Genomic DNA, 21,296 nt, shown 5'->3' with positions numbered 1-21,296 from the left:
TTAAAGTACTTTTTTATCAAATAGCATAAATATTTTATTTAGTCCTTATTTTTATGTAATAAATTGATAATTTTTAAATAAAGCAAAAAAAGCTGGACGAACAGTAATAAAATGCGAAAAAAAACTCCTTATGGAAATAAGGAGTCTTTCATAATAATTAATCTTCTAATTCTCTTAACTCTGCCATGTTAATATCTTCGTGTTTTTGTTTCAAGACACCTTCTTCAACAACCTTGAGGTCTTCACCGCTTATTTCTTCTATTTCAACGGTTCCGTCCGTTTTTGTAACATTTACTCTCGCTGTCTTGAACAACGGATTAATATCAAGAACAATTCCTGTCTTCTTTGTTCCTGCTATGGAAACTCTGTCCCCAACATCTGGAAGAAGCTTGATATTTTCTTCGTAAACCTGGTGCTCATAATTAAGACAGCACATGAGGCGTGAACAAATTCCGGATATCTTTGATGGATTCAATGATAACTTTTGTTCCTTTGCCATTTTTATTGAAACAGGATAAAATTCCCCTAAGAATGATGAACAACACATTGGCCTTCCGCAAGGTCCGAGTCCTCCTATCATTTTAGCTTCATCTCTAACACCTATCTGACGGAGTTCAATTCTTGTTCTGAAAATTGATGCCAGGTCTTTAACAAGTTCCCTGAAATCAATACGGCCGTCTGCCGTGAAATAAAAAATGACTTTGTTGTTGTCAAATGTGTATTCTATGTCAACAAGCTTCATTTCAAGCTGGTGCTCTTCGATTTTTTTCAAGCACAAATCAAAAGCCTGCTGCTCTTTTTCCTTGTTTTCCTGATTACATTTTATATCTTCTTCTGTTGCAAGTCTTAAAACTTTTTTGAGAGGCTGGACTATGTCTTCTTCCTTCACCATTTTAGGTCCTACAACCACCTGCCCGAATTCAATTCCTCTGATTGTTTCCACTATTACAAAATCACCGTCATTGATCCATTTTTTATCCGGATCAAAATAGTAGATCTTACCAGCCTTCTTGAATCTGACACCAACTACCTTTATCATTTAAAGACCTCCTGAATCTTTAAAAGCATATTATCTATAGCAAGTTTATAGTTAACATTGCTCTTTATATTGTCACTTGCTGCCTGAAGATATTCGATTATATCTGAACTTTCTTTCATTGTTTCGCTTTGTGAGACAGCCAAGTTTGTAAAATCCTTGTTTATAATGAGATTAGTCATGTTATTTTTTGCAAAAATAACATCGCGAATCCACATCATTATTATTTCAATAATTGTATCTATATCATCTTTATTATCTTCAAAGTAATTTTCTACTTCATATATTATTTCTGAATCTGTCTTGATTATTTTGTCAAACAGATTTATTATTTCTTTTCTTTTTTCCAGCACGTCATCTTTTCCATTGATTATGTTAACTGCTTTATTAAGGATTCCTCCTGAATAATTTGCAGCTAAATCTGCCATGACATCTGTTTGATCATACTTGTCAATCAAGTACGTCTTAATTGTTTTTTTGCTGATGTTTCTGAATTTAATTGTCTGACACCTTGAAACTATTGTTGGAAGAAGCAAATTGACATTTGTTGTCAAAAGTATCATTACCGCATCTCCCGGTGGTTCTTCCAGAGTTTTTAAAAATGTGTTGGCTGCCTGAGTTGTCATTTTGTAGGCATCCTTGATAATGTAAATTTTTTTGTCTGATTCGTAGGGTTTTTTATAAACCGACTCTACAAGTTCATCAATATCTTCTCTTTTAATTGTAATTTCATCCTGATTCACTATGTGTAAATCAGGATGATTCAATGAATTCATTTTAATACAGTCCTGGCAGCTGTTGCATGGTTCTTCATGAAAATCGCTGCAAAACAAAGACTGGGCAAATATTAAAGCAAGCTCATACTTACCCATGCCTTTTGGCCCTTCAAATATATAGCAGTGGGATATTTGTTTTGATCTTATTGATTTAATTAATGATGTCTTTATTTCTTCCTGTCCTGCTACCTGGCTGTAAAGCATTTTGACACCTCTTTCTAAATCTTTTCAAATCTCTCTATAGGGGTTACAAACACTACAGCCCCGCCTACAGTTACCTCTATTGTCTGAGGTAAATATCCTCCCACTGTGCTGAATGAACTTGGAGGAATAGCTGCCGTAATCTTCTTTTTAACTTTGCATATTTTCTTGATGATTTCGATTTCTTCATCAACCTTTCCATCTTCCACCACTGAAATTATTGTAGTGTTGCCGGAGCTTAAAAATCCTCCGGTGGATGACATCTTCGTAGAAGAAAACCCACTTTCTCTCAAAGCTGCTATCAATTTGTTTGCATCATCATTTTGCACTATGGCAGTTATTAATTTCATTTTGTTCCTCCTATAATGAATTTATAATGTCTTTAATTTCATTAAAAATTTCATCAATTGTTCTTTCGGCATTTATTGTTCTGATTTCAGGACAAAACTCTGCCAGATTCTTATATCCTTCATAGACTTTCTGGTGAAAGGAAATGTTTTCATTTTCAAGTCTGTCTCCTCCGTCAATGGAGAGCTTTCTTTTTAAACCTTTTTCTGGGTTTACGTCTAAAAGCAAAACCATGTCAGGCTTAAGAGCATTTGTTCCGAAATCATTGATTTTTTCTATTTCTTCAATTCCCAGTTTTCTTCCGAGGCCTTGATATACAAGTGAAGAATAAACAAATCTTTCACTTATTACAACTTTACCTTCCTGAAGCCACGGAATTATTTTTTCATGAACAAGCTGTGCTCTAGCCGCAGCATAGAGCAAAGCTTCTGTTCTGTAATCCATTTCAGTATTATTTCTGTCCAGGATAAGTTCCCTGATCTTTTCACTTATGTCAGTTCCCCCAGGTTCTCTTGTAAATTCAATTTGTTTTCCTTGTTCACGAAAATGCTGGCCTATTTTTTGAGCCATAGTGCTTTTTCCTGAACCATCCGGACCTTCTAATACTATAAATTTTCCAATCATTTTACAACTCTCAACTGATTATTTTTATCAACGCCGTTTACGTTAATTCCGTTTTCAAGCATAACCTTAACATACTCAATTGTTTCAGGCACTATTATTTCACCCGGGCAAACCAGAGGTATTCCCGGTGGATACGGAATAATGAATTCAGCTGCTGTTTTTCCTATTGAATCATCCATATCTACCAGCATGTTTTCTGAATAAAATGCCTTACGCATTTTTCTTTCATGCTGAAGCTGAGGAAATGCTTCTATTTGTACAATTTCTCTTTTTTCGTTACTTTGGCTTCTGTCAAGGTAAATTTCCTTTACAGCATCAAATAATCTATCAATATCTTCTGGTTCATCGGTAGCTGTGATATAACCTACAGTGTACATTAAATCAGCAAATTCCATTTGAATTTTATATTCATATCTTAAAATTTCCTGCAGCTCGGTTCCTGTTATTCCAAGCTCGCTCATGCTGATTACTGCACGTGTTGCATCAAAGTCAAAGCATCCTTCACCAATAAGGAAGTCATCTTCTAATACATTTATACCCATGTTTCTAAGTTCCAAAGTTCTTCTCTTGAAAACTTCAATATTTCTTTTCAGTCTTTCTTCTCCGTTTTCATTCATCCAATGTACTGCATTTTCTATAGATGCCATCAAAATGTATGAAGGCGAAGTTGTCTGAAGCATTCTAAGCATAGTTTCAACATTGTTCAAGTCAACTCTGTCTGACAATATATGCATAATAGAACCTTGAGTCATGCATGGCAATGTTTTGTGAGTGCTTTGTGTAACTATGTCAGCACCTGAACTTTCAGCTGATGGAGGCAGCAAATCCTTGCAAAAATGCAGGTGTGAGCCGTGGGCTTCATCTATCATGAGTATTTTACCATACTTGTGAACTATTTCAGCTGCTTTCTTAACATCAAAGCAAATTCCGTAGAATGTAGGATAAGTCAATACAACCATTTTTATATCAGGGTTGTCAATGAGCATCTGCTCCAGCTTTTCAAGGCTGATACTGAAATTCAAACCATGTTTTTTATTGAATTCAGGATATAAATAAAATAATTTTAAATCTCCTAATATACAAGCGTTATAAACAGACTTGTGACAATCTCTTTGCACAAGAATTTTATCTCCAGGGTTAGTACATGCCATTATTGCCGATATGATTCCACAGGATGTCCCGTTTACAACCATATAAGATTTTTTAGAGCCATATGATTCTGCAATGTATTCCATGGCATCTTTTAAAAATCCTGTCGGGTAATGTAAATTGTCTGTACCTAATGTTTCTGTAATGTCATAAAAATTTAGATTGTTTCCTATTTCATCTAAAATACCATTTTTACCTTTATGACCAGGCATGTGAAAATTTGTATCTACTTCACTTCGATACTGCTTTATCCCCGAAATAATGTTCAGTTTTTTCATTGTTAATCTCCCGTTAAAATTACTTTTTTGAATAAAATAATTTATACTCACATAAGTTATATTATGCCTTGTATATTGGGATTAGTGCTCATCTCCTCTTTTTATAATTTAACTGCTATGCAGTTTACTTGGTGTTGCTGCTTCGTTTCTTTGAAATTCTCTTAGTAGTATGCACAGTTTCAACGGTTAAAACAACCATAATTGAAAAAACCATTATTGCAATAGAAAAAAGAACAATGTATTCTATCCACATGATTTGTACCTTCCGCATATTAATAATATACACAGCCAAAAGGCTAATGATAATCTATTATATAACAGCAGCATTTCGTTGTCCAACAAAAATTTTAAGAATTAAAATTTGATGTTCTTCTATACAAGCAAATTAACGACAAGTATAGCGACAAATCCAGGTATGCCAAGCAGTCCTATAATCAATGACGTCAGTTCGTTCACTCCGATGTAAACGCCTGTAAACTGCCCGAAATAATTAAATACAATCAAAAACAATGCACCCAGTAAAGAATTTAATATCAATTTGCCTAAAAACTTCAGTGGTTTTACAAATAGCCAGGATATCATGAATATTAACATAATTCCAGCCGAATATGCCATTACTATTCCTATATCAGCACCCACAAAGACTCCTCCTCATTGACTTTCCGGTATTCCGGTTAGTTAATCTTATGAAGTTGTCCTCGTTTTTATTCCATTATGACAATAACATACATTACATTAATGAGAGGCTGTTGTCAATAATAAATTTATCATTTATCATTTATCATTTAAATTAACTATTTAATTTTTTTCATTTTTTTGATTATTCAGCTTTTCATTTAAATCAGTCTCATCTGTTTGTTTGATCGGTTCATTTAAATCCATATCTTCTGTTTTTATATGATTTTCACCTTCAATAACATCAATAATTATTTCATCTTGATTATTTTTTGAAGAATTAATAAAATTCCTCAATCTTTCAGGCATTACCACATACTTGTTCACCAAGAGTGCTATTATAATGCCAACAGAAGTGTCAAGCACTCTGTTTACAGTATAAAGAACATATCCTCCGTCACGGTTTTTTGAAATTAAAATACTCAAGTATACAACACAACTTATTACGACAGCTTGCTTTTGGTCAATCATAACGCAAATTTCAATAAGAAGTATTATTCCCAAAGGAATTATAAAAATCATCATTTCTTCACTGACAACAAAGACTTCACTTACAACAAACAGCACAAATATTCCAACAAGTCCTCCAACAATTGTGCCAAGAACTCTCGAAACACCTTTTTCCAAGGAATCCACAATTGTATTCTGCATGCATATTACAGCAGCTACACAGGCATAAATTGAATTCTCCCTGCTTATTAAATCAAACAGCAAAAGACATAAAAAAACCGATAAAGTTGTTTTAATATTTCGCATTCCAATTTTGGGTAAAATCATATATCCTCCAATTCTTTTTCGAAATACTACATATTTTCTATTACTTAAGCATGGTTTACAGCTTTCTTGATTTGTATTATAATATAAAAAGATAAATTATTAAATAAATTTTTTAAGGAGAAAAAATGGATAGAACAGTCGGAACAGTTGTAAGGGGATTGAGAGCTCCAATAATATCAAGCGGTGATGATATAGTTCAAATTACTGTTGATTCGGTTCTTAGGGCATCTTCGGCAGAAGGTTTTTCTTTGAGAGACAGAGACATTGTAGCTGTAACAGAAGCTGTGGTTGCCAGAGCTCAGGGCAACTATGCAAGCATTGAACACATTGCACATGATGTAAGGCAAAAGTTTGAAGAAGATACTGTAGGATTAATTTTTCCAATACTTAGCAGGAACAGATTTGCTATTTGCTTAAAAGGAATTGCAAAATCATTTAAAAAAATATACCTTATGTTCAGTTATCCTTCTGATGAGGTGGGCAATGCTCTGGTTGACATTGATATGTTGGATGAAAAGGGCATTAATCCATGGGCAGATGTTCTGACAGAAGAACAGTTCAGAAAAAACTTTGAAAATACACGCCACGTTTTTACTGGCATTGATTATATTGAATATTATTCAGAACTGATACGTGAAAGCGGTGCAGAAGTTGAAGTAATATTTTCCAACAATCCCGCAAGCATTCTTAAATATACGGACAGCGTCATAACATGTGACATTCACACAAGAAACAGGAGCAAGAGATTGTTAAGGGCTGCAGGAGCTAAGAAAGTGTATGGTCTTGACGACATTCTCACTTCATCCGTTAACGGAAGCGGCTATAACGAAAGCTACGGACTTTTAGGATCAAACAAGGCCAAGGAAGATACAGTGAAACTTTTTCCGAGAAACTGCAGGGAACTTGTTATTGACATACAAGACAAACTTTTTGAAATGTCAGGCAAAAAAATCGAAGTTATGGTTTATGGGGACGGAGCATTTAAGGACCCTGTGGGAAAAATATGGGAACTTGCTGACCCTGTAGTATCACCGGGGTATACTGATGGATTAATAGGAACACCAAACGAACTGAAGCTTAAATATCTGGCAGACAATCAATTTTCACACCTTAAAGGCGAAGAGCTTAGAAACGAAATATCAAAATACATTGAAAATAAAAAAAGTGATCTTAAAGACAGCATGGAATCTCAGGGAACAACTCCAAGAAGACTCACAGACCTCATAGGTTCATTGTGCGACCTGACTTCAGGAAGCGGAGACAAAGGAACACCCATCATATACATACAGGGATATTTTGACAGCTACTCAAAATAACAACGGCTATAACATTAATACGCAGTATTATTCATTTCTTAATTAAAAATATCCCCCGTTGTGGGGGATATTTTATTTAAAGCTGTATTGCCCTATTAAATCCTGTTTGCAAATCCACAAATCAGATGAAAGGTCAACATAATATGTGTGAGGATTTGTAAACCTCTTTACTTCATTCCACAAATTGTCAACTTCCTTTTTACAGTAATCTCTTATTTCATTTAAACTCGGGCTTTCATAAACACATTCGCCCCCTATGAAGACAGGTACCTGTAGATTTTTGGCATAAAACCTTGTAACTTTTTTCTTTTTCCAAACATGAATTTCATCAAATATGGTGTATGGTTTTGTATCGTCAATGACTTCATTATGCAGAGCAACAACATCTGCAATTGGATTGTCAGCTTTTTTGTCATACAATCTCCATACTTTTTTATAGCCGGGGTTGGTAATTTTTTCTTCATTTTCAGATATTTTAATTTTTGGTATGATTTCACCGTTTTTTTCAATGGCTGCAAGCTTGTATACACAGCCGAAAACAGGCTCTGACTTCGCTGTTATAAGTCTTTCACCAACTCCAAAAGAATCAATTTTTGCTCCCTGGTCTAAAAGATCCGTTATGATGAACTCATCAAGGCTGTTTGAAGCTACAATGGCGCAGTCGTGAAGATTTGCTTCATTTAACATCTTCCTGCACTTTTTGCTTAAATATGCTATGTCTCCTGAGTCAATTCGTACTCCCTTAAGCCTCTTTCCCATCGGTTCAAGGATTTCCTTAGAAATTCTTATGGCATTAGGAATTCCGCTTTTTATTACATTGTATGTATCTATTAAAAGTGTGCAGCTGTCAGGGTAGTTCTCTGCATACACTTTAAAGGCTTCATATTCACTTTCGTACATCTGAACCCACGAATGAGCCATTGTGCCTAAGGCAGGAACGCCAAATGCTTCATCAGCCAACGTTGTGGCAGTTCCCACAACTCCTCCTATGTAGGCAGCTCTTGCTCCATAAATGGCACCGTCGTAGCCCTGGCTTCTTCTTGCTCCAAACTCCATGATTGGTCTACCTTTGGCAGCCCTCACAACACGGTTTGCCTTTGTGGCTATGAGACTTTGATGGTTAATGGTCAAAAGAAGCATTGTTTCAATGAGCTGAGCATCGATGGACTTTGCTCTTACTGTTATGAGAGGTTCGTTTGGAAAAACAGGAGTACCTTCAGGAATAGCGTAAATATCTCCTGAAAATTTGAAGTTTTTCAGATACTGTAAAAATTCTTCCTTGAACATATTTTTGCTTCTTAAATATTCTATGTCGTGATCGTTAAATTTCAATTCTTTTATGTACTGAATAACCTGTTCTAATCCCGCAACAATGGAAAAACCTGCTCCGTCTGGGTTTTTTCTGAAGAACATGTCAAAATATACGATGTCTTCTTTCATACCGTTAGCAAAATATCCGTTTGCCATGGTGAGCTCGTAAAAATCCATCAGCATGGGTAATTTTCTGTCGCCAAAATTATTATAATACATATTATTCTCCTTAGTTTATTTTATCTGCTATTTCTATGCCGCTTGTGTGCATGTTGTAAAGAGCAAATAAATTCATTAGGTGTCCATCATGTGAACCGCCGTCATATGTTTCAACACAATCTTTGGGCACTACTATTCTTTTACATTTGTTCATTTCGTTGAAATATGCCTTAAGGCTTAAGGCAAACTGAAGCACGCATATGTCTGTTACACAGCCCGTTATAATATAATTATCAACTTCATCTATATTTTTCTCAAGCCACTGCTGAAATTCATCGGTATAAAAACCATTGGTGCTGTTTTTTTCAATATATAATGTATCCGGTCCTTCTGAAAATTCAGTTTTCAGTTCCGGTATAAGCTCTGCTTCATGGCTTCCCTTTATGCAGTGCAGCGGAAAACTTCCGAATTCCTTTGAATTTTCTTCATGACTGTCCATGAAAAAAACCTTTTTAAAGCCTTTGGTTTTTTCATTTAATCCAGTAATATTTTTTACAATTCCTGCTACTCTTGGCGAAGACAAAGGTCCTGAATAAACAAAACCATTGACCATGTCAATGACAATCAATACAGTTTTGTCTTTTTCAAATTCTGAAAGTTCAATAGTTTTTCCTTTTAAATCGTTTTCTATATTTTTCAAAGCTTCCATAATTCATTCCTTCGGTTAATTATAATTTACTACATTATAATTTCAATTTCTTCATTTGTCAAAAAATAATTGCAAGTAAAAGAGTTGCTACGCAACTCCCGCTATGGGGACCTATGTCCCCCTTCGGCGTTAAAACGCATACGCGTTTTAGACTCCGCACCCCCCTTGACGGCAAGGGCGTCCCGCCCTTTGCAATCCTCGTTTTTTATAGAATAGGAAAATACTTTCCTATTCTATAAAAAAACTGTGTCCATTAAGACACAGTTTTTTTACTATTTCATTTCAATTGTTTTCTTAGGACATTTTGTAGCACATACACCGCAGCCAATGCACTTTTCCGGGTCAACCTTGTGTGTCTTTTTCAGTTCGCCTTCGATTGCACTTACAGGACAATTCTTTGCGCATATTGTACATCCTATACAGCCTTCTTCAATTATATTAGCTTTCTTTCTGGAAAGCAAATCTCCTTGAATTGCCTTTGTAGGGCACTTTTCAACGCAAACCATGCAGTGTGTACACTTATCATAATCAACTTTTGCCAGGTTGTCTGTTACGTGAATTGCATCAAATGCACAGTTTTTTTCACAGATTTTACATCCGATGCAGCCTACTGAGCAAACATCCTTTACTGCTTTACCGAAATCCTTGTTGTGACATCCAACTATTACATTGTTTTTGTAAGGTACAAATTCAATAACAGCCTTTGGACATTCTTCAATACATTTTCCGCAAGAAGTACATTTATCTTTATCTATTACTGCCAGCCCGTCAACTATTTCAATAGCATCAAAAGCACATACTACTTTACAGTTTCCAAATCCCAGACAGCCTTTGTCGCATGATTTGTTTCCGCCCATAACTGCTGCTGCTGCCTTGCAGTCAGGAACTCCGTTATACTCATATTTTTGTTTTGCTACTGTATCGCAGCCCTGGCACATTACATGTGCAACTTTCTTTTCTGATTCATCTGCAGTTACTCCCATGATGGAAGCAATTTTTTCATGAGCCTGCTTGTTTGCAACAGGACATCCGTTAACAGGAGCTTTTCCGGCTGCAATGGCATTTGCCAATGCATCACATCCTGCAAATCCACATCCGCCGCAGTTTGCTCCAGGTAATGCATTTCTTACTTCTATTACTTTTTGATCAACTTCAACTGCAAATAGCTTTGCTGCAACTGCCAACAAGACACCGCATACAACACCTATTCCGCCAGTTACCGCTGCTGCACTAACTATAACCATTTTTTTACCCTCCTATAATTGCAATCCGGAGAAACCTAGGAATGCAATAGACATAAGACCCGCTGCAACCAAAGAAATAGCTGAACCCTTCAATGATTCCGGCAAATCTGCATTATCAACTTTATCTCTCACTCCTGCAAACAACACAATTGCAATGAAAAATCCCAATGAAGTTCCAACAGAGTTTACCATAGCTTCTATGAAGTTATATTCTTTTGTAATGTTTATGATGGCAACACCTAGAACTGCACAGTTTGTAGTAATCAGCGGCAAATAAATACCAAGTGCCTGATACAGACCAGGAGCTGATTTCTTCAGGAACATTTCAACAAACTGAACCAATGCTGCAATAATCAATATAAACATAATTGTCTGCAGATACTGTAATCCCAATGTATCCAAAATTGCTTTCTGAACAATGTAAGTTATAACGGAAGCCAATGTAATAACGAATATTACGGCAACACCCATACCTGCTGCTGTATCTATTTTTTTAGAAACTCCAAGGAAAGGACATGCTCCTAAAAACTGCGAAAATATTATGTTGTTAACAATCGCAGATGTTATAAATAAACTAATCAAATTCATCTATCGTACCCCCTATGCTTTCTTTCTTCTTGAAAGGTAATTTACAAGACCTATCAGTAATCCAAGTATAATGAAAGCTCCCGGTGGTTGAATTGCAATCATCATCGGCTCATAAGATGCCGGAAGGACATTTATTCCAAAAAGTGTTCCATTACCTAAAAATTCTCTTACTGAACTTAATAAGATCATTGCAACCAGGTAGCCTGCTCCCATTCCAAGACCGTCAATAATAGAATCAACTACACCGTTTTTAAATGCAAATGCTTCTGCTCTGGCAAGAATTAAACAGTTTACAACTATCAAAGGTATAAATACACCCAGTGCCTGATATAATGCAAAAGTATATGCATGCATCAATAAGTCAACTATAGTTGTAAATGCTGCTATTATTATAACGAATGCAGGTATACGTACCTCATCGGGTATAAATTTTCTTAAAAGAGAAATAACTATGTTTGATCCTGTCAAAACAGCTATAACTGCGATTCCCATTCCTATTCCGTTTAAAAGAGAAGTTGTAACAGCAAGTGTTGCACACATACCAACCTGTTGAACTAAAATAGGATTCTCTTTGGTAATACCATTCTTAAATATATCTAATTTGTTCATGTCTTCCTCCTATTTTAAATATTGATCATAGATGCTTATTGCGTTGTTAACTGCGCTCAGGAATGATTTAGAAGACTTAGTAGCTCCTGTTATAGCATCAAAATCAGTAATTTCTGCAGTTGCATCCTTGCCGGCAAACTGTGATGTGAATGATGGCTCTGTAGTTCTTGAACCAAGACCTGAAGTCTCAGAATGTGAAACTACATTTACGCCTGTAATTTTGCCTTCTGGAGAAATACCCACAAACAATTCCATATCTCCGCCATAACCAGCAACTGTACTGAATGTTCTTACAACATAACCAAGTTCATTGTTAGAAGCATCTACAGCTGTTTGAAGATTTACGAATTTTCCGTTTTCTGATTTTATAGTTTCAACTAAAGCTGCATCTGCATAGTCATTGAACATTACTGAACCAGGCATTACTGATTCCAAAACTTCAGGGCTTGTGGCAGCCATGGCTTCGTTTTTAGCAATTAAATCCTTTGTAGAATCATTCAAAAATGCAAGCACACCTGCTGATATTGCAGCAATTAAAAATAAAATACCGCCTAAACGTACATAACTATTTTTCATTCTTTACACCTCCTGCTACTCCAAAAACTTTCGGTGTAACATACTTATCTATCATAGGAGTTAAAATGTTCATAAGAAGTATAGAATAGCTTACTCCTTCAGGATATCCGCCAACTTTTCTGATAAGCATTGTCAGCACACCTGCTCCCACAGCAAAAATAACTTTACCCTTGTCAGTAACTGGGCTTGTTGAATAGTCAGTTGCCATAAAAAATGCTCCAAGCATGAGTCCGCCGCCTAATATATGATATAAAAGCATGCCTCCTCCGTCAACAACTAGTGCTATTACAGCTACTGTGCCAATATACACTACAGGAATAATCCACTTTATGGTTCCTCTGTATATTAAATAAATACCACCTATTAAAAGAAGTATTGCTGAAGTTTCTCCGATAACTCCAGGTATATTACCAAGCAGCATGTCCATAACTGATGGAAGTGTGCCTGTTGCTGTACCTTTTAATATTGCTAATGGTGTTGCAGAAGCAACAACATCCGTAACCGGATTTATAAATCCTGATGTCATATGTGTTGACCATGATGCCATTAAAAATGCTCTTCCAGCTAATGCCGGGTTCAAAAAGTTAAAACCAAGTCCACCAAAAACCTGCTTTACTACTGCTATTGCAAATGCAGCACCAACCACAGCAACCCACCATGGTGCTGATGCCGGCAAGTTAAAAGCCAACAATATACCTGTTACAACAGCACTCAAATCTGTAACTGTTATAGCTCTGCCCATGGCTCTTTCGCACAAATACTCTGTTACTACAGCTGCTACAACAGAAGCCACCAATAATACAATTGAATTAAATCCAAAATAAAATATACTTGCTGCCAATGCCGGTGTTAATCCAATAATAACGTCCAGCATTAATTTTTGAGTTGTTTCATCGGATCTAATATGAGGTGACGATGAACCAATCAATTTATTTTCCATCTGTATTTCCTCCTATTTTGCCTTTTTGCGTCTTGTTAATATTTCTTTTTTAGCGATGCTGATTGTCTCTTTTAAAGGTCTCTTTGCAGGACATACATAAGAACAACCGCCGCATTCGATGCAATCTGCTCCATGCAGTTCATCAGCTTCGTCGAATTTTTTCAACATTGAAAATCTGCTGATCTTGTATGGCTGCAGATAAACAGGGCATGCTTCAACGCATCTGCCGCACAAAATACAATTTGAAGGCTCAGGAATCTGTGCATCCTTTTTGTTGAATACCAATATACCTGATGTCCCCTTAACAACCGGAACTTCATCTGTAAATTGCGCAATACCCATCATAGGTCCGCCATTTAATATTTTTCCAGGTTCTTCAGAGTAACCGCCGCACTGTTCAATAACATCTTTAAATAATGTACCTATTCTTACGTAAATATTCTTAGGATTTTTTACAGCGCTTCCTGATACAGTAACAACTCTTTGTACTGCAGGCATGCCTGTCAAAAATACATTTCCAATTGTAGCAACTGTTCCAACATTTTCTACAACACAGCCAACTTCCATAGGAAGTCCGCCTGAAGGAACTATTCTTCCCGTAATTGCATTGATAATTCTCTTTTCATCCCCTTGAGGATATTTTACTTCCATAGGGCATACTTCAATGCCGTCTTCGCCTTGGGCTAATTTTTGCAATGTTTCAATTGCATCCGGTTTATTTTTTTCAATAGCAATATAGCATTTCTCAACACTAAGAGCCTTTTTTATGGCTTTTATGCCAAGCATTACAAGTTCAGGCTTTTCAAGCATAATTCTGTGGTCTGCTGTGAGATAAGGTTCACATTCAGCTCCGTTTACCAACAGCACGTCTATAACCTTGTCCTTTGGAGGAGCAAGTTTAACATGAGTAGGGAATGCTGCTCCGCCCATACCTGCCATACCAGCTTCTTTGATGATTGATAAAATTTCATCTTTTGAAAGACTTTCTAAACTGCCTTTTGGCTGAACAGATTCATGAACTTCAAACTTTCCATCAGATTCTATAATTATACAATTAACTTTCGAACCTCCGGGAACTTGATGCTGTTCAATTTTTTTAACTGTTCCAGATACGCTTGAATGAACCGGTACTGAAACAAAGGCTTTTGATTCGCCTATTTTTTGACCAACTTTAACTGTATCGCCTACAGCTACCAATGGATCGCACGGTGCTCCTATGTGCTGTGATAATGGGATAACAACAATTTTAGGATCAACTGCATCTTCAATCGGCACATTTTGCGTAAATGTCTTGTTTTGAGGGGGATGTACTCCACCTTTAAAAGTAAACAACTTTGTGCTCATATTTACCACCTCTTGTTTTAATTGTTTATATAAAAGAATTATATAAAAGAATATTTAGTAATCAAACATAACGATTATAACAGATTATATTTAACTTTTAAACATCTTTTTTTGTTATTCTTAAAAATTCTATCATCATTTTTGTTAATTTGCAAGCAATGGATGTAAATTCCATGAATTTGCTTGTTAATTTATAGATAATTCTCTAATGTTTTCATTGATGTAATCCTTGATCCAAAGGAGGACAGAGCTGTCTAAAATATCTCCTCCATCCAGTATATTCTTTATTTCTTCAGTGCTAAGAGAAAACATTCCGCAGTCTGTGTAATGAGTGTAAATTAATTCACAATCATGCAAAGAATTAATTATTGTCATAATAGTTTCACCCATGTTTCCCATGGGGGCACGGTCAATATTATTTCTTTCAAAGAAACATTTCAGCACGGTTCCTGCTCCTAATTGTGAATCAATGGTCAATTTTCCGTTGCATCTTTCACATGATTCTTTGAGCATGGGAAGACCCAGACCGACCTTTCTGGTTGTACGTGTAGTAAAAAAAGGGTCTGTGACTTTTTTAAGCATTTCTTCGCTCATTCCTATACCATTGTCCTTGATTATAATATTCAGGCAGTTTTTTTTCACGCTGTCTTCAACTTCTATTTCAATAAGCGTTGATTTGGCTTTAACGCTGTTCATTACAATATCCAATATATGCATTGAAATTTCTTTCATAATTCCTCCGTTAACATAAAAAGTCGCATCTGCGACTTTATATGTTCATGTAATCGTAAATATTTTCAATGTCATCAAGCTCAAAAAAATTCTTTGCTTCAGATATGTCCACAAGCTGATGAGCATCAGAATTTCTTAAGATTCTTAATCCTTCAACATACTTTTCATCAATTGCTGTTTTATCATAAATCTCCACAAGATCAATGCATAAATTTTTTGGAATAAATCCAAGAACTCCTAATATGCTGTTTGATTTTTTATTTATGTGGGCAGGCACCATGATGCCGTTATGAGAAACAGCCATGCTGTGCACTTCCCCAATTGACAATGATACAGCATTTAACAAAAGCTTTCCAAGACTCCCTGTTTTTTCGTCCAACTCATTATAAATGTTCTGTTCTCCGAAAATAATTGGATTGTTCACCATGTCGGGTAACGAAGAATAAATAATATCACCGAATTGAAGAGCATCAATAAGATTTCTGAAATAACAAAGAACGTGGACTTCTTCCTTTGTTGTTACTTCAATTCCCGGCACCACCTTTATGCCTGCTCTTTCTCCAAGCATGACTACCGGAGGTAAATTTCTTGCAGTGTTGTGGTCTGTTACTGATATGATATTAAGTCCTTTTATATATGACATGTTTACAATATTGTTTGGTGTCATATCGCTGCTGCCGCAGGGCGACAAATCAGAATGAATGTGAAGGTCGTAATAAAATTTCATTTTATTCCCATTTTAAAAAGATTACATGCAACACTGTAGGCGCTTTCCTTTGTTTTAAAAATAGGTATGTCAAGCTCCCTGGCCTTTTCAAGCGTTTCTTCCTCCACTTCCATATTTTCCACTACAATTATGCATGACAAATCCAAAAGATCGGCAACAGCAACAATGTTTATGTGAGTTTGTATGGTAATCCAGGCATAATTTTGTTTTGCCTTTGCCATTACTATGCTTAATAAATCCCCTACATAAACACCTTCAACATTCATGTCCTTGTCTGTACTGAACAAAGGTTGCAAATTTAAACTTTGAGCAAATTCCATTGTCTTCATAGTTCTACCTCTTTTCGTTAGCTCTTAATACAACGCAGTCATACAATTTTGACTGGTTGTTATAAACATCCTCAGCATGAGCGCTGCAGGTGGGCGCTCCGCAGGAACCACAGTCAAGTCCGGGAAGCAAATCTGTTATTTCCTTTATTTTTTCACTTCTTTCAATTGCTTCTTTCATGTTGAAATTGTTTGGATTGTTTTCTTCCATGAGCCTGTACTTTAGCACTCCCGATTCATACAGTTCTTCAAATCTGTCAAGATCAGGATTTATGCATTCGTAATCGGCACAGCTTATTATATTTTTAATGTTGCTGCTTGCAACAAAAGGATTTACAACGTTGAATGTTCCGCCGACACACCCCTGTACACAGGCTAAAGCTTCCACATAATCAACATCGTTTAATCTTCCGTTTTCTATTTCATCCAGTATTTGAATTATATTTTCCATTCCATTCACGGCAATGTAATTGTTAAGACCTGCCGATTCCGATTGACCTCCGGACACAGCCCATTTAATTCCGCTTGTAGAAGGATATGAACACGTCTTGTTATCCTGAGAGAGAACTTCTCTGTACAAATCACCATAAATAGTGTTCAATGGAATTACCCAGTCAACAGAAGGCTTGTAATTTCCTATGGGGTCTGTTACAGCTAAAAGTTTTGCAGGACATGGTGATATATAAAAAACTCCTATTTCATCATCCTTGAGGTTATATAGTTTCTTTGCCCTTTCCCTTGCCATCATTGCTCCTATTTCCATAGGTTCCTTAAGTAGTATTAAATTGTCCATAAGAGATGGGTATCTGTTTTTAATTAGCCTGACTGCTGCCGGACAGTTTGCAGAAATCAAAGGTCTTATCATTTTTTCCTTGCCGATTTTTTTTGCTATGGCTTTTGCAACTATTTCTGCTGCCCAGCTTGCATCGTATACATAATCGAAACCAAGTTTCAATATGGCATTTTGAACTCTGCATATGTCTATTTTTTTTGGAAACTGACCATACAGCGGAGTACCCGGAATTGCAATTTTGTATTTATAAGAAGAATAATGCATTTCTTCATACCATTCTATAGGTTCAGGAGTATATGCACTGTATGGACATATTTTTATGCATTCCCCGCAATGTATGCATTTAGTGCTGTTTATGAATGCCTTGCCGTCGATGAGCCTTATAGCCTGGGTAGGACACCTTTTCATACAATTGGTGCAACCCTTGCATTTTTCCTTATCGAACATAATAGAAAAATTCATTTTAGCCTCCTATAGGAATATAGTTATTACAATTTCTGTGCCATTGCTGCCTGAGGTTATTTTAAAATCATCAGAATATTTTTTCATGTTAGGCAAACCCATGCCGGCTCCAAAACCTAGTTCCCTTACGGATTCCGGAGCAGTTGAAAATCCTTCCGTCATTGCCATTTCAATATCATTTATTCCGGGTCCCACGTCATTTGAAGTGATCACTATTCTATCATGGTATAGGTCGCAGTGAAGCTGTCCCCCAAGTGAATGGATTACAATATTTATTTCTGCCTCATATGATATTATAGCAATTCTTCTTACAATATGCGCATTAATTCCCATTGATTTTAAATTGCCCTTTATAGCACTGGAAGCTTTACCTGCATTTATGAAATCATTTGCAGCAATGTTGAAACTGTACCTTTTTAAAAAGTTTTCAGTCATTACCTTCAATTCCCTTCATTCCATTTATAACCAAGAGACCGCAGGTTTTAAACATGGTATAGTCTGTCGCCAAAATTGTCAATTTATTCTCTACAGCCAAATCTACTATTTCTTTACACGGTTTCTTACCCCTTACAAATATAACAGTGGTAATATCCATCATCTCAGCAGTCCTTATAACCTGTTGGTTGTTAAGACCTGTAATAAGAATTGATTCACTTGTTGCAAACGCCAAAACATCACTCATTAAGTCACTGGCAAATCCATAGTTGATATCTGTATTTTCATCGCTGAAGTCTGTAATGATTTCTGCATTTAAAATTGACGCCATCTCATTAATTCTCATAAAAACCCCCATATTAAAAATATATATTTTTAAGAATCGAAGCTTTTCCTCCCACACGAACGTCCATTATGTGGTTATTTTCTGAAACCTGCACAAATATTAAACTTTTTTGTTTCATTGATTCCCCTTGGATTACTTCCATGATTCCATGAGTAATTTTTTTCATAAACAAAAGGCTTCCCAGAGCTCCGTTTGATGTACCAGTTGCACATTCTTCGTTTATGCCCACAGCAGGAGCAAAATTTCTTGCAAAAAACTGATTTCTTTCCATTGAATAAACGTGGTAACCCACAACACCTTTTTCAATGGAAAAGTCTTCAATTAAGTTTAAATCTGCTTGAATATTGTTCAGAACGTCCCTTGATTTAACAGGTATTATAATGTCCTTAAGCCCCGTAGAAACTATCGCAGATTTAATGTCATGTCCTTCAAGCCCAATCTGTCTTTCTTCAATATTCAAAGATTTTGCTATTTTTGTCACATCTACGCCTTCGAGCTCTTCATAAATTTTAGGCTGCGATTGTTGCATCAAGACGTACTGAGGAATACTGTCCTTAAAATTCACTTCAATTTCAAGCATTCCAGCCTTTGTTCTCTGATAAACCTTTTTTGTTTCATTTAATCCATTAATAATACCCTCATGTCCCAGATAAAAAAAAGCTGCAATTGTGGCATGTCCGCATAACTCAACCTCACACAAAGGAGTGAAGAAGCTCACATCAAAGTGCGTCTCATCAATTTGTTTTATAAATGCCGTTTCAGACAGACCTATTTCTCCTGCTATTTTTCGCTTTTCACTGTCCGGGATTTCATGCTCTAGAATTATGACTCCTGCTCCGTTTCCACCTGAATTTTCATAGGTAAAGGAATTTAAAACAGCTCCATACATGGTGCACCTCACAATAATTATTATTATAATTATAATCTAAAAAATAACATATTACAAGAAAATTTAAACTTATCAACTTTAATGGCATTTTCATCAAAAATATATTCCATAAAATGCCATGAATATTTTTTAAAATTCCTCTTTACAAATTATAAAACATCCGCTATAATAATAAAGCAATGCGGTCGTGGCGGAACGGCAGACGCACTAGCTTGAGGGGCTAGCGAATGTATATTCGTGGGGGTTCAAATCCCCCCGACCGCACCATAATGAAAAATAAAAACAAGAGAAATTTCTCTTGTTTTTTTATTTTACTGCAAAACCACATAATTTGAGCTCACAAATCCGTTTTGACCGTTGTACTCAATGTTGTACCAATCTCCTGACCTGCCGAGTATTCTTAATGTCGCACCGTTAGGTGCCATTCCTGTAACAGGAGAATTCAATGACGGGCCGCTTCTTATGTTCAAATAACCGCTGGTAAGATTAACTCTTCCGGTTTGACCGGATGCTGCACCTGCCGAGGAAGTAAAGTATTGGTTAATTGCATCTGCAATTGCTTTTGCTATTGGATCGATGTTGTTTGTAATCCAGTTGGCATCCTCCACGTTGTCATGAAATGCAACTTCAATTAGAACAGATGGTGCGCTTGTTCTTGAAACTTCTCCTAGACTTGTGGTGGGTGTAATTCTCACCCGTTCGGGATTTGGATATATTTCCTTGAACTGCTGGCTTATGAGTTCTGCCATCCTTAAGCCGTTTGCACTTGAAGGATAATAAAATATTACCGTTCCTCTTTGATTTCCTGCCTGGCCTGCACCAGAAGCATTTGAATGTATTGCCACATGAAAATCATAGTTTCCTGCATTTGACTCTCTTATGGATGATCCTGCAGTCATATCAGGCCTGTTTCTGCTGTAATCTATGCCGTATTGCTGAAGATAAGGAATCATGGCATCTGCAATCAAATTCATCCAATATTCTTCGTTTCCGGTTGTTATATATGGATTGAATTCCTGTGTAGATGGACTTAAATATATTCTAGGCATAATACCCCTCCATTTCTTTGTATATTTCATTTTATGCTGATTTTTCCATACTGTTAAAGCTTTAGTTATGTAATTTATTAATTAATCATCATATAATGTATGGGGGGAGTTGTATGATTCGAAAAACAATCAATTATATTAAGGAAAATATTGTAGCTTTAATATTCATATTTTGCTTTCTTGTGGCAATGGTGTCTATTGCTATGGTAAGATGACAAAAAAAGGGCAAGCCGTGGATAACCACGGCTTGAGGCAAAAAATTTAAGAGGCATTTATAAATTCTCATTTACAAATGTAATTATATTATAACCGATATTTCAATTAATTCAAATATTTTTTTATATTTTTTGAATAATTTGATTATATTCTTCCTTTAATATGGACATAAGGTGTAAGTCATAATATTTATTGTCTTTTTTTGCTGCATTTCTCATTATTCCTTCATATTTAAAACCAAGATCAAGGTAAAGACAAGAGGCCTTGTTGCCAGGGTAATGGTCAAGTGTCACTCTCTCCATGTTAAGAGAATTGAAGCAGTAATCAAGAAGCATCATCATAACTTCCCTTCCGAAACCCTTTTTAAGGTAATTTCTTTCTCCTATGTAAATTCTTGTGATGTCCATGGAATTTGAAGAATATGAAATATTGGACAAATATACTCTCCCAATTGCATTGCCTGTAACATTATGAACAATAGTATACTGCTCTTTTGAAGGATCACTTTCTCTTGTGATGAATTCGCGCACAACATCCTCATAGGAACGTTCTGCATTTATAGTCAGAAATTCCTTGATGTAATCCTGTTCTTCCCAGCGAGAAAAATTTGTGCAGTCTTCAAAGGTACTTTTTCTCAATTCAATGTTTTTAGAAATCATTT

26 protein-coding genes and 1 tRNA gene are annotated in these 21,296 nt (G+C 35.9%); 2 read left to right on the top strand and 25 right to left on the bottom strand.

The features are described from left to right. Nucleotides 1-157 precede the first annotated feature (157 nt). The 8 genes from LY60_RS10720 to LY60_RS10690 all read right to left on the bottom strand — a co-directional run bounded on the left by LY60_RS10720 (nucleotide 158) and on the right by LY60_RS10690 (nucleotide 5,864). Nucleotides 158-1,039 (bottom strand): PSP1 domain-containing protein, encoded by an 882-nt coding sequence (locus tag LY60_RS10720; protein WP_145083336.1) that lies wholly within the window; start codon nucleotides 1,037-1,039, stop codon nucleotides 158-160. Then, on the bottom strand, nucleotides 1,036-2,016 hold the full coding sequence (holB, locus tag LY60_RS10715) for a DNA polymerase III subunit delta' (protein WP_145083333.1): 981 nt from the start codon (nucleotides 2,014-2,016) through the stop codon (nucleotides 1,036-1,038). The genes LY60_RS10720 and holB overlap by 4 nt, the downstream gene beginning before the upstream one ends. A 14-nt stretch (nucleotides 2,017-2,030) precedes the next feature. Next, nucleotides 2,031-2,363 (bottom strand): cyclic-di-AMP receptor, encoded by a 333-nt coding sequence (locus LY60_RS10710; protein ID WP_145083330.1) that lies wholly within the window; start codon nucleotides 2,361-2,363, stop codon nucleotides 2,031-2,033. A gap of 10 nt (nucleotides 2,364-2,373) precedes the next feature. Continuing rightward, a complete protein-coding gene (gene tmk / locus LY60_RS10705) occupies nucleotides 2,374-2,985 on the bottom strand; it encodes a dTMP kinase (RefSeq protein WP_145083327.1) in 612 nt (203 codons plus the stop codon). Next, entirely contained in the window at nucleotides 2,982-4,412 is a 1,431-nt protein-coding gene (locus LY60_RS10700; protein WP_145083324.1) for an aminotransferase class I/II-fold pyridoxal phosphate-dependent enzyme, read from the bottom strand. The genes tmk and LY60_RS10700 overlap by 4 nt, the downstream gene beginning before the upstream one ends. A 124-nt stretch (nucleotides 4,413-4,536) precedes the next feature. Continuing rightward, nucleotides 4,537-4,665, bottom strand: a complete 129-nt coding sequence (locus tag LY60_RS18335; RefSeq protein ID WP_281291840.1) for a hypothetical protein — start codon at nucleotides 4,663-4,665, stop codon at nucleotides 4,537-4,539. A gap of 119 nt (nucleotides 4,666-4,784) precedes the next feature. Then, entirely contained in the window at nucleotides 4,785-5,051 is a 267-nt protein-coding gene (locus LY60_RS10695; protein ID WP_019228541.1) for a pro-sigmaK processing inhibitor BofA family protein, read from the bottom strand. A 159-nt stretch (nucleotides 5,052-5,210) separates the two neighbouring features. Next, nucleotides 5,211-5,864, bottom strand: a complete 654-nt coding sequence (locus tag LY60_RS10690) for an FUSC family protein (RefSeq protein ID WP_145083321.1) — start codon at nucleotides 5,862-5,864, stop codon at nucleotides 5,211-5,213. Nucleotides 5,865-5,989: 125 nt separating this feature from the next. On the opposite strand from LY60_RS10690, the gene LY60_RS10685 reads away from it, so the two are divergent. Continuing rightward, nucleotides 5,990-7,180, top strand: coding sequence for a coenzyme F420-0:L-glutamate ligase (locus LY60_RS10685; protein ID WP_145083318.1), 1,191 nt, complete (start codon nucleotides 5,990-5,992; stop codon nucleotides 7,178-7,180). A 72-nt stretch (nucleotides 7,181-7,252) separates the two neighbouring features. On the opposite strand, the gene LY60_RS10680 is transcribed toward LY60_RS10685, so the two are convergent. The 15 genes from LY60_RS10680 to LY60_RS10610 all read right to left on the bottom strand — a co-directional run bounded on the left by LY60_RS10680 (nucleotide 7,253) and on the right by LY60_RS10610 (nucleotide 19,370). After that, nucleotides 7,253-8,710 carry a nicotinate phosphoribosyltransferase gene (locus LY60_RS10680; protein ID WP_145083315.1) on the bottom strand — a complete coding sequence of 486 codons (1,458 nt, stop codon included), beginning with the start codon at nucleotides 8,708-8,710 and terminating at the stop codon, nucleotides 7,253-7,255. A 10-nt stretch (nucleotides 8,711-8,720) separates the two neighbouring features. Beyond that, a complete protein-coding gene (locus tag LY60_RS10675) occupies nucleotides 8,721-9,359 on the bottom strand; it encodes a cysteine hydrolase family protein (RefSeq protein ID WP_145083312.1) in 639 nt (212 codons plus the stop codon). A 272-nt stretch (nucleotides 9,360-9,631) separates the two neighbouring features. Continuing rightward, nucleotides 9,632-10,603 carry an RnfABCDGE type electron transport complex subunit B gene (locus LY60_RS10670; protein ID WP_145083309.1) on the bottom strand — a complete coding sequence of 324 codons (972 nt, stop codon included), beginning with the start codon at nucleotides 10,601-10,603 and terminating at the stop codon, nucleotides 9,632-9,634. A 12-nt stretch (nucleotides 10,604-10,615) separates the two neighbouring features. After that, nucleotides 10,616-11,191, bottom strand: coding sequence for an electron transport complex subunit RsxA (gene rsxA / locus LY60_RS10665; RefSeq protein WP_145083306.1), 576 nt, complete (start codon nucleotides 11,189-11,191; stop codon nucleotides 10,616-10,618). 12 nt (nucleotides 11,192-11,203) lie between these two features. Next, nucleotides 11,204-11,800, bottom strand: a complete 597-nt coding sequence (rsxE, locus tag LY60_RS10660) for an electron transport complex subunit RsxE (protein ID WP_019228547.1) — start codon at nucleotides 11,798-11,800, stop codon at nucleotides 11,204-11,206. A gap of 9 nt (nucleotides 11,801-11,809) precedes the next feature. Continuing rightward, nucleotides 11,810-12,376 carry an RnfABCDGE type electron transport complex subunit G gene (locus LY60_RS10655; protein ID WP_019228548.1) on the bottom strand — a complete coding sequence of 189 codons (567 nt, stop codon included), beginning with the start codon at nucleotides 12,374-12,376 and terminating at the stop codon, nucleotides 11,810-11,812. Next, entirely contained in the window at nucleotides 12,366-13,316 is a 951-nt protein-coding gene (locus LY60_RS10650; RefSeq protein WP_145083303.1) for an RnfABCDGE type electron transport complex subunit D, read from the bottom strand. Before LY60_RS10650 ends, LY60_RS10655 begins: the two co-directional genes overlap by 11 nt. 12 nt (nucleotides 13,317-13,328) lie before the next feature. Beyond that, nucleotides 13,329-14,660, bottom strand: coding sequence for an electron transport complex subunit RsxC (gene rsxC, locus LY60_RS10645; protein ID WP_145083301.1), 1,332 nt, complete (start codon nucleotides 14,658-14,660; stop codon nucleotides 13,329-13,331). Nucleotides 14,661-14,846: 186 nt separating this feature from the next. After that, the gene (locus tag LY60_RS10640; RefSeq protein WP_145083298.1) at nucleotides 14,847-15,392 is read right to left on the bottom strand and encodes an ATP-binding protein; all 546 of its coding nucleotides are present in this window, start codon (nucleotides 15,390-15,392) and stop codon (nucleotides 14,847-14,849) included. Between the two features lie 37 nt (nucleotides 15,393-15,429). After that, a complete protein-coding gene (locus LY60_RS10635; protein WP_145083295.1) occupies nucleotides 15,430-16,119 on the bottom strand; it encodes a PHP domain-containing protein in 690 nt (229 codons plus the stop codon). Then, the gene (locus tag LY60_RS10630) at nucleotides 16,116-16,448 is read right to left on the bottom strand and encodes a DRTGG domain-containing protein (RefSeq protein WP_145083292.1); all 333 of its coding nucleotides are present in this window, start codon (nucleotides 16,446-16,448) and stop codon (nucleotides 16,116-16,118) included. Before LY60_RS10630 ends, LY60_RS10635 begins: the two co-directional genes overlap by 4 nt. Nucleotides 16,449-16,452: 4 nt before the next feature. Further along, the gene (locus LY60_RS10625; protein WP_145083290.1) at nucleotides 16,453-17,700 is read right to left on the bottom strand and encodes a [Fe-Fe] hydrogenase large subunit C-terminal domain-containing protein; all 1,248 of its coding nucleotides are present in this window, start codon (nucleotides 17,698-17,700) and stop codon (nucleotides 16,453-16,455) included. 9 nt (nucleotides 17,701-17,709) lie between these two features. Beyond that, entirely contained in the window at nucleotides 17,710-18,135 is a 426-nt protein-coding gene (locus tag LY60_RS10620; RefSeq protein ID WP_145083287.1) for an ATP-binding protein, read from the bottom strand. Next, complete coding sequence (locus LY60_RS10615) at nucleotides 18,128-18,481, bottom strand: DRTGG domain-containing protein (protein WP_145083285.1); 354 nt, start codon at nucleotides 18,479-18,481, stop codon at nucleotides 18,128-18,130. The genes LY60_RS10620 and LY60_RS10615 overlap by 8 nt, the downstream gene beginning before the upstream one ends. Nucleotides 18,482-18,494: 13 nt before the next feature. Further along, on the bottom strand, nucleotides 18,495-19,370 hold the full coding sequence (locus LY60_RS10610) for a PhzF family phenazine biosynthesis protein (RefSeq protein ID WP_145083282.1): 876 nt from the start codon (nucleotides 19,368-19,370) through the stop codon (nucleotides 18,495-18,497). 181 nt (nucleotides 19,371-19,551) lie between these two features. On the opposite strand from LY60_RS10610, the gene LY60_RS10605 reads away from it, so the two are divergent. After that, a tRNA-Leu gene (locus LY60_RS10605) sits at nucleotides 19,552-19,637 on the top strand. Nucleotides 19,638-19,681: 44 nt separating this feature from the next. Here the strand turns inward: LY60_RS10605 and LY60_RS10600 are convergent. Beyond that, the gene (locus LY60_RS10600; RefSeq protein WP_145083279.1) at nucleotides 19,682-20,419 is read right to left on the bottom strand and encodes an N-acetylmuramoyl-L-alanine amidase; all 738 of its coding nucleotides are present in this window, start codon (nucleotides 20,417-20,419) and stop codon (nucleotides 19,682-19,684) included. Nucleotides 20,420-20,757: 338 nt separating this feature from the next. After that, on the bottom strand, nucleotides 20,758-21,294 hold the full coding sequence (locus LY60_RS10595) for a GNAT family N-acetyltransferase (protein WP_145083276.1): 537 nt from the start codon (nucleotides 21,292-21,294) through the stop codon (nucleotides 20,758-20,760). Nucleotides 21,295-21,296 lie beyond the last annotated feature (2 nt).

It is taken from the genome of Sedimentibacter saalensis (assembly GCF_007830175.1).
In the GTDB taxonomy this organism is placed as follows: domain Bacteria; phylum Bacillota; class Clostridia; order Tissierellales; family Sedimentibacteraceae; genus Sedimentibacter; species Sedimentibacter saalensis.
The sequence above is the reverse complement of the archived record's forward strand: the minus strand, read 5'-3'. Positions and strand labels throughout refer to the sequence as shown.